General features: G+C 41.6%; 5 protein-coding genes. 4 read left to right on the forward strand and 1 reads right to left on the reverse strand.

The features are described from left to right. Positions 1-62 precede the first annotated feature (62 nt). Positions 63-1,421 (forward strand): PTS sugar transporter subunit IIC, encoded by a 1,359-nt coding sequence (locus WBV27_RS05390; protein ID WP_424200108.1) that lies wholly within the window; start codon positions 63-65, stop codon positions 1,419-1,421. A 45-nt stretch (positions 1,422-1,466) separates the two neighbouring features. Then, positions 1,467-2,201, forward strand: a complete 735-nt coding sequence (locus tag WBV27_RS05395; RefSeq protein ID WP_424200110.1) for an alpha/beta hydrolase — start codon at positions 1,467-1,469, stop codon at positions 2,199-2,201. Positions 2,202-2,224: 23 nt separating this feature from the next. Here the strand turns inward: WBV27_RS05395 and tnpB are convergent, their stop codons facing one another. Beyond that, positions 2,225-3,433, reverse strand: a complete 1,209-nt coding sequence (gene tnpB, locus WBV27_RS05400) for an IS200/IS605 family element RNA-guided endonuclease TnpB (RefSeq protein ID WP_424200112.1) — start codon at positions 3,431-3,433, stop codon at positions 2,225-2,227. 205 nt (positions 3,434-3,638) lie between these two features. On the opposite strand from tnpB, the gene WBV27_RS05405 reads away from it, so the two are divergent. Further along, complete coding sequence (locus WBV27_RS05405) at positions 3,639-5,105, forward strand: glycoside hydrolase family 1 protein (protein ID WP_424200114.1); 1,467 nt, start codon at positions 3,639-3,641, stop codon at positions 5,103-5,105. A gap of 26 nt (positions 5,106-5,131) precedes the next feature. Continuing rightward, positions 5,132-5,707 (forward strand): AraC family ligand binding domain-containing protein (locus WBV27_RS05410; RefSeq protein WP_424200116.1); only part of this gene is annotated, 576 nt, incomplete at its 3' end.

Here is a 5,707-nt window from a genome sequence, read left to right on the forward strand (position 1 = left end):
ATTAAAGAAAGCGCTTAACAGCCGGCGTAAGCGTGAAAAATGGAAATTTGGAGGTTGTTCAAATGAGTTTCTTTGATAAATTTCAGACAGGTTTAGAAAAAATTGTTGGACCCATTGCGACAAAAGTCGGAGAAAACAAGTTTATCATTGCATTAACTGAAGGTTTCATGCTTACGATGCCAATTACTTTAGGGGTTGCGCTGATCGCAGTATTAACCAATTTCCCAATACCAGCTTGGGTAAGTTTTTTACAGAATGCGGGATTGTATGATGTAGGGAACCAAATAATCACATTAACATTATCCTTATTAGCAGTTTATGTAGTAGGAGCTATTGGTTATCGATACACAGTCAATGAAGGCGAGCATGGTATGACCGGGGCATTATTATCTTTGGCATCATTTATTGCGCTTATGCCAGTTGAAAACCTGACTAAAGCTGATGGATCCCCAATTACGGCAATAGCAACTGAAAAAATGGGAAGCCAAGGGATCCTTGTTGCAATTCTTATTGGCTTGTTCATTCCATGGTTGTATGTGAAATTAACAAGAAAGAAACTTGTATTAAAATTACCTGAATCTGTACCACCAAATGTAAGTCAATCCATGGCACCAACTTTTGTGGCGATGATCATCTTTTCTTTGATATTCTTTATTAAATATGTAACAGGTCTAACACCTTACGGCAATGTTTTTACAATGATCACCACTATTGTTGCTGAACCGATTTCTGCTTTTGGTGCAACCCCAATTGCCTTGATTGTAGTATTTACATTAATGAATCTCTTCTGGTTCTTTGGGGTTCATCCAAATACAATCTTAATGGTTTATATGCCGATCTTAATGATGGCTGGTATTTCGAATCAAGAAGCATTTCTTGCAGGAAAAGAATTGCCATTTTATGCATTTGCGGTTGTAGGGGCTGCCGTTCAAATCGGGGGAGCTGGAAATACATTAGGTTTATGTATTGCTACACTGTTTGGTAAATCAGAAAAATATAAAGCAATGAGAAAATTAGTGATTCCAGCCAACATTTTCAATATCAATGAACCGATTATTTTTGGTTTTCCTTTGATGCTGAATCCGCTCTATTTTGTTCCGATGGTGTTGTCTCCTTTAGTTTCAGGTTTGTTTGCAATGTTTTATATGAACCTTCTTGATATTAATGTGAACCCAACCGTTTCAATGCCTTGGGTAACGCCAGGTTTCGTGACGACATTCTTCACAGGAGGATTTTCATTAGCTCTATTGTGGTTCTTATGCCTATTTATCCATTTTGTAATGTATCTGCCTTTCTTCTTGATGGATGACAGAAGAGCAATCCAAGAAGAACGCGAACAAACCCAAACCCAAGTCCAAACCCAAAATCAAACCCAAACCCAAACCCAAACCCAAAATCAAACCCAAACCCAAGCAGTCTAAACTGAAAAGGTTTGAAGACCGAATGATAAATGGAGATGAAGCTTTATGGCAAAAATTCAATGTAATGTGATCTCGTATGTGCTTAAAAGAACAGTGGACGTAACCATAATTTTACCGACTATTTCTATACCAGAAGCTATTCAAAATAAAGGTGAGCTGCATCATGAATATCCATTGAAATATCCAGTTCTCTATCTACTGCATGGTTATGGAAATAATCATGCGCAATGGACAGGATATTCTAATGTTGAATTATATGCAGAGGAAAGAAAAATTGCAGTGGTGATGTTTTCAGGAGAAAATAAAGCCTATCTTTCGAATGAAAACGATGATTTTGAGAAATTTATTGAATACGAGCTTCCAGAGTTCATCACAAATACGTTCCCTATTTCCAAACGGAAAGAGGACACTTATATTGCAGGCTTATCCATGGGTGGATTTGGTGCCTTATACAATGGACTGAAGCGACCCGATTTATATCAAGCCATCGGTGCATTCTCACCGGCACTGCGCATGCAGGGCGTGGCGGTTGATTTGTTTGATATTGTGGAAAATCTGGATGCTGCGCAACCCATTTACCTTGCATGTGGCGAAAATGACTTTTTATATGAAGATAATGTCAAATTTGCCGAAAAATTAAAGGAAAAGAATTTTGAACATACTTGGACCTCGGCACCAAATTATCAACATGAGTGGCGCTTTTGGAATGAATATATCGAAAAATTCTTAGATTGGCTTCCGAGGACTGACGGCTATAAAGATGTAAGAAGACCAGTTTGAACTACTCCCGCCTACGCATTTGCTTAGAGGTGGGAGATTCCTACGAACACCGGAGTATCCCCCGGTTCATTGAGTAGGCTAGCCCCGCAGATTCCTGCGGTTAGAAGTCTCAAGGCTTCATTCATGATATTGATGCTTGCGTTCAGATCCCGGTCGTGGTGGGCATGGCACTTCGGGCACGCCCATTCCCGTACCGCGAGATTCTTCACGTCTTTGTTTTGGTATCCGCAGCAGGAACAGAGTTGACTGGACGGAAAGTTTCGGGCGACCGCTACGATCTGTTTGCCGTACCAGCCTGCTTTGTATTCCAGCATGGACCGGAATTGAGACCAACTGGCTTCGCTGATGGCTTTCGCCAAATTGGGATTCCTGATCAGGTTGGTTACATGCAGATCCTCGATGCCGATGATGTCGTGGTTTTTGACGATTTCGGTCGATATTTTCTGCAGGTAATCGGTTCTGGCGTTGCGAATCTGTTCGTGGATTCGGGCTACTTTGACGCGCTGCTTTTGGTAGTTTTTTGATTCGGACAATTTTCGTCCGTCCTTTTTTGCTTGCCTTGCCCTCCTGGAAAGGATTTTTTGTTCCTTAGCGAGTTTCTGTTCCAGTTTGTGAAAAACTCGCGGGTTCTCATGGACGGTATTGTCTGAAACTACGGCGAAATCCTTCAACCCGACATCGACACCGCAAGCGGAACCCGTTTTCGGCAGTTCCTGGACAGCGGTTTCGACCAAAAGGGAAATGAAATATTTCCCAGAAGGGTTTCGTCGGATGGTGGCGTTCAGTATCCTGCCTGCCACTTCTTTGGACTTGGCGAATTTGACCAGCCCCAATTTGGGCAGTTTCAGTTTGTTGCCCACGATGGCGATGTTGCTGTTCGTCTGTTTGGTTGTGTAGGATTGGACGGGGTTGCTTTTGGTTTTGAAGCGCGGCGCACGGTTCTGCTTTTTGAAAAAACGATCGAAAGAAGCGCTGAGGTTCCGCAGTGCGGACTGCAGCGCGATGCTGTCGACTTCCTGCAGCCAGAGCGTCTCTGTTTCCTTTTTCAGCAACGTCAACTGGGCGGAACAGGCACAGTAATTCAAACCTAATCCCGTCTGTTCATAGGTTTTGTTCCATTCGGACAGAAAATGGTTGAACACGAAACGGGAGCAGCCGATGGTCTTCCCGATCAGGATGCGTTGTTGTTGATTGGGGTAGATCCGAAACTTGTAGGCTTTATGGATCATCATTGTCATTCACCTTCTTATACCATCCATTGTACACGAACGTACGTTCTATGTCGAGCGGGAGGGCCTTCGTTAGCAACAAGAATTTTTCAAAAAAAATAGGCTAATGCCTACCGACATTCATCTCCCGCCTACTCGTTGGGCTGCGTCCGGTTCACTCCTTGAGGCGGGAGTCTTCTGTCGGAAAAAGATAAAGGAGTGTTGAAAAGTGGGATTTCCTAAAGATTTTTTATGGGGCGGCGCAACCGCTGCCAATCAATATGAGGGTGGCTATTTAAGTGGCGGCAAAGGCTTAGCGACTTCTGATTTTATCACTGCAGGAAGTATGACAGAACCTCGTATGATTGTGATTGAGCTTGAAAATGGTGAAAGAAAAGCCATCAACCGTTTTGAGGATGTTCCAAGTGGAGCAAGGGTAGTTATTGATGAGCAATTATATTATCCTAGTCATACAGCAACTGATTTTTACAATCATTATGAAGAGGATATTAAGCTGTTTGCCGAAATGGGCTTTAAGGGATTCAGGATGTCGATGACCTGGTCAAGAATTTTTCCAAATGGTGATGATGCAACTCCTAATGAAGAAGGCTTAGCCTTTTATGATAAAATCTTTGACTTATGCGGGGCTTATGGGATTGAACCAATCGTCACCTTAAATCATTTTGATTTGCCAAATCATTTGGCTGTCACGTATCAAGGGTGGTTGGATCGAAAAACAATTGATTTCTTTGCCAACTATTGTAAAGTCGTTTTTGATCGTTACAAGGATAAAGTCAAATATTGGATGACTTTCAATGAAATCAATTTCTTACGTGATTACAGTACCTTAGGAATTACGGATGCATCCGATTTGACGAAGCAAAATCAAGCAATTTACCATCTATTGTTGGGCAGCGCAAAGGGTGTGGCAATCGGGCATGCCATCAATCCGGAATTTAAGATAGGCTTAATGATCGCCAATATTTTATTCTATCCAGAAACATGCAATCCAAACGATTCGATTCGCATGATGGAATTGGAAAGAGGCTTTAAGGATTTCTATTACGATGTCCAATGTCGTGGCGCTTATCCAAACTATAAACTCAAGGAATTGGAAAGAGATCATGTAGAACTAAAGAAAGTCCCAGGAGACGATGAGATTCTTAAAAATGGAACAGTCGACTTTATTGGTTTTAGTTATTATAATTCTACTGTGGTCAGTACCAGCGCCGAGTCTGAACAAGCAGGCGGCAATCAATTTGGAGCAGCAAAGAATCCATATTTGGAAGCGTCTGAATGGGGATGGCCAATTGATCCCTCAGGTTTACGTTTGGTCTTGAACCGATTATATGATAAATATCAGTTGCCATTGATGATTGTGGAAAACGGTCTTGGGGCGATAGACAAAGTGGAAGAAGACGGCAGCATCCATGATGACTACCGGATTGATTATTTAAGAAAACACATTACAGAAATGAAAAAAGCTGTAGAAATTGATGGTGTCGAGCTGTGGGGCTATACGCCATGGGGTTGCATCGATCTCATTTCAGCCGGCACAGGGGAAATGAAAAAACGGTATGGCTTCATCCATGTGGATCTGGATGATGAAGGAAAAGGGACTTTGAAGCGGAGAAAGAAAGACTCATTCGAATGGTATCGTAAAGTGATCGCATCGAATGGTGAAGAGTTGTCCTAGTCCCAATTGACGAATGAGGTGTTTCCATGCGAATGATTTTTGATAACGAATACGAGGATTTAAAAGCGAGTGTGATCCGGAGAACCGATCCGAATAAACACTGCCTATTAGTAGAGCAATCAGGCACCAATTTAAGTCAAAGTATTATTGAAACGCATTGGCATGAATGGCTGGAAGTCACTTATATTATCGAAGGGTCCATGCAAGTTCAGTTTCCAAATGGACAATTAGAGGTCAACGAAGGACAAGTTGCTTTGATCGGTATGCAAACACTGCACAAGATTACCGGGGATACAGGGAAATATCACTTCAAATGTTTGCATATCAACTTCGGTTTAATTTCTCAATACGTAAATCCTTCAGTCTTGATGGACAAAGTAGTCCTTATCAAAAATACAGAATACTTTATCAAGGTTCTCGAAAATATTGATGCATTGATGGATTTGGACAATGTTGTTTCAAATATTCGCTATCAAAGCAATCTGTTGGAATTGCTGGCAATCAGTGTTGAAGAAGTTGAAAATGCTTCAGAAATGGATTCTCCGAGAGGGCCGATAGATTTCTTTTCCAAAATACTCTTTTATCTGGGTGAGCATTATCAA

This window comes from Trichococcus sp. (genome assembly GCF_049589555.1).
Classification (GTDB): domain Bacteria; phylum Bacillota; class Bacilli; order Lactobacillales; family Aerococcaceae; genus Trichococcus.